General features: G+C 58.0%; 3 protein-coding genes and 1 pseudogene. 1 reads left to right on the top strand and 3 read right to left on the bottom strand.

The features are described 5' to 3' along the window. Positions 1-405 precede the first annotated feature (405 nt). The 3 genes and pseudogenes from AC5ZFO_RS47635 to AC5ZFO_RS47625 all read right to left on the bottom strand — a co-directional run. Entirely contained in the window at positions 406-993 is a 588-nt protein-coding gene (locus AC5ZFO_RS47635; protein ID WP_496124219.1) for a GNAT family N-acetyltransferase, read from the bottom strand. Next, entirely contained in the window at positions 990-1205 is a 216-nt protein-coding gene (locus tag AC5ZFO_RS47630; protein WP_496124218.1) for a hypothetical protein, read from the bottom strand. Before AC5ZFO_RS47630 ends, AC5ZFO_RS47635 begins: the two co-directional genes overlap by 4 nt. Positions 1206-2019: 814 nt before the next feature. Continuing rightward, positions 2020-2292, bottom strand: a pseudogene (locus AC5ZFO_RS47625) (transposase); the annotation flags it as partial. Positions 2293-2437: 145 nt separating this feature from the next. Here AC5ZFO_RS47625 and AC5ZFO_RS47620 point away from each other — a divergent pair. Continuing rightward, positions 2438-2532, top strand: a 95-nt coding sequence (locus AC5ZFO_RS47620) for a hypothetical protein (RefSeq protein ID WP_496124220.1), incomplete at its 3' end; no start/stop codon positions are given.

The following is a 2532-nucleotide window of genomic DNA, read 5'->3' as shown; positions in this document are numbered from 1 at the left end:
CAGCTACCAGATCAATCGACAACTCTCTGGGTGGATCCTTCCTCCACTGGTAATACGCGCCGTCGGGGCGCACCGTACGGTCTTACAGCGCTCCTACTCTCGATTTCGCGGGGAGAGCAGGACGGTGCAGACCGGACGCCATGAGGCAACAAAGTACCGAGTCCTTCCAGATCACCGGACGGGTCGTGATGATATGATTTGAATAGAGCAAGCAGCGTGCCGATTGAGGAGTGCAGCTCACTCGGCTGTGGCGCCTTAGAGGCAGCAGCCGCACGCGCCACGTCGTTGGGAAGTACTCAAAGCCGGCATCGGCCTTTATTCGTGGCGCACTCTGGCCTGACCAGTTCGCCATCTCCGCAGCGAAGCTCCGGCATCTGGAGCATGCGAAGCGTCTTCGATTTCCGCTCAATAAGCCGTTCGCAACATTGGCGTGAGTGGGGGCGAAGAACCGTGCTGTATCTCTCCAATAACCTTGAAGCCGTGACGCTGGTAAAAGGGAATGTTTTCCCGATTCGAACTTTCGAGGTAGGCAGCGATGCCCTGCTCATCACATCGTTGAAGAGCGTATTTCATCAGCAATGTGCCAAGCCCTTGTCCGCCCCAATTCGGATCGACGGCAATGAGAGGCAGATACCAATGTGGCTCGGGGGGATGATGTTCGGCCATTCCCTGCCGGAGGTGTGCCATATCTTCGGTGACCTCCGGGCGCAGGGACAGCGCCATGATTGCGTCCAGCGCATCTTCATCTTGCGGCACGTCGGAAGGCAGCCACAGGGCCGCGGCGCGAACCTCTCCGATGACGTATGCTGTGCCATGCTCGAATGCTCGTCCGCCACAGGCGTTAACGAATTGAGGCATGCTCCTAAGATATTGCCCTGGGTCAGGCCAACTCCAACGCATCAACGGATCGGCGGCAAAGCCGAGCACAATTGTCCAGACGGTGCTTGCCCGAATGCCTGCGTTCGCAGAGGTGACTTCCGACTCCGTTGTCATGATGTCGTTTCGGGCGTCAGAGTTGCAAGGGTGGATACGGGGCCGATACCTCTGAACGGGAGCAGAATGAAATGCAGCACGGAGGTTTCGTCGGGCGCATTTGGTTTCCGTTCCGGGCTCTCCTCCTGCCTCAGAAGGCCGCCTTCGACGGCCGCTTCGGACGAAGGCTCCTCGGTGGGCGACCCTTGGATCTGGATCTTCGTGGCGAGCACCTGTGCTTCCGGGCCTGGGAGCGTCATCTGGATCCTGCCCTTCCTAACGGAAGCGTCGAATTTCTTGGCCTCGACAACGTTCGGCGGCCCGCTTGAAAGAAACTAGGACGCTTTGAGATTGCAGGTACGAAGAAGTCACGGCACGCAATCGATACGAACATCGTGCGATGGCTGCGCTTGAACCGGGCACCCGGCACGGCCGAGCAGGTTAGCAAACGTCGCGCGTCGATGTCGAGATTGGCAACAATTTTTATGAGGCATCACCTCGTCTCCCATTGAGCTGTTCTGCGTAAGGTCTCTTATTCAAAACACGTGCCAACTGCGAAACCGCATAGACTATCGCCCTCAGTCTGTTCGCCGTCAGCGCCCTTTCATCTTGCTGGCGAACGGATGCCGGGTGTGATTCCGTCTTCACACTGATTCGCAGCGGCGGGGTAAGGCAGGTAAATCTCCAGTTGTGGAGAGTGAAGAGCAGCAGGCGGCATTGTTGACCCTTCAGTTTCGCGCGGTCACGAGGAGGTCGATTGGGCGAGAGCCGTGTTGCTGACGTTGTCGGGTTGACCAGCCAACGCATTGCGCAAATCGCTTCGGTGGCTGCGCGCTGACGTCGGCTCATCACCCACTTTGCGCCAAAGAGGGCACTGCATTCCGGGCAGGCAATTGTTCATCACTCTGGCGGCTGCGGATTGTTGGCGGGATTGGTGTTGTGCTTGATTATCCGCGCAATCAGTCCGCAGCCGACCAGTGGCTGCAGGGCTGTCTCCAATGCATCGGCAGTTGCCTCGGCATAGACTTCGCAGCCGTCAACGTAGACTGCGAAGTTCTTCAAATACTCCTCTCGCCCGGAGGTCGCAGCTCGTGCCGTGTCGCCGGCCAGGCGGCGCTTGCCGGCCTCGAGAAACTCCTTGGACCAGCCGTAATACATCGAGGCGGCAATGCCTTCTCGGCGACAAAGTTCGGAGATGTTCTCCTCGCTGCGCAATCCTTCCAGCACGATGCGGATCTTCTCTTCCGCCGAATACTGCCGGCGGGTCTGGCGCCGAATGTCCTTTAGCACTTGGTCTGCCGACGCTTTGCCAGGTCCGATTTCTGTTTCATCTTCGCTCCTTCACGTGAAATCGACCCACCACGAGTTCTTTATCATTCGTACTGTCATATCCGTTATTTATCGATTGTTTCGGTCCGCTGCCTCGCCAAATACGAAATGACGTCGTGCTTGGCGAAACGAATGCATCGCCCGATGGATCGAATTTTACAATTTCCAGCGCCCCCATCAGGCGCTGGAAAACCGCGCGCCGATGGCGGTCTGGCGGGCAGGTGTCACCGG

This window comes from Bradyrhizobium sp. Unk1, from assembly GCF_059512345.1.
The sequence above is the reverse complement of the archived record's forward strand: the minus strand, read 5'-3'. Positions and strand labels throughout refer to the sequence as shown.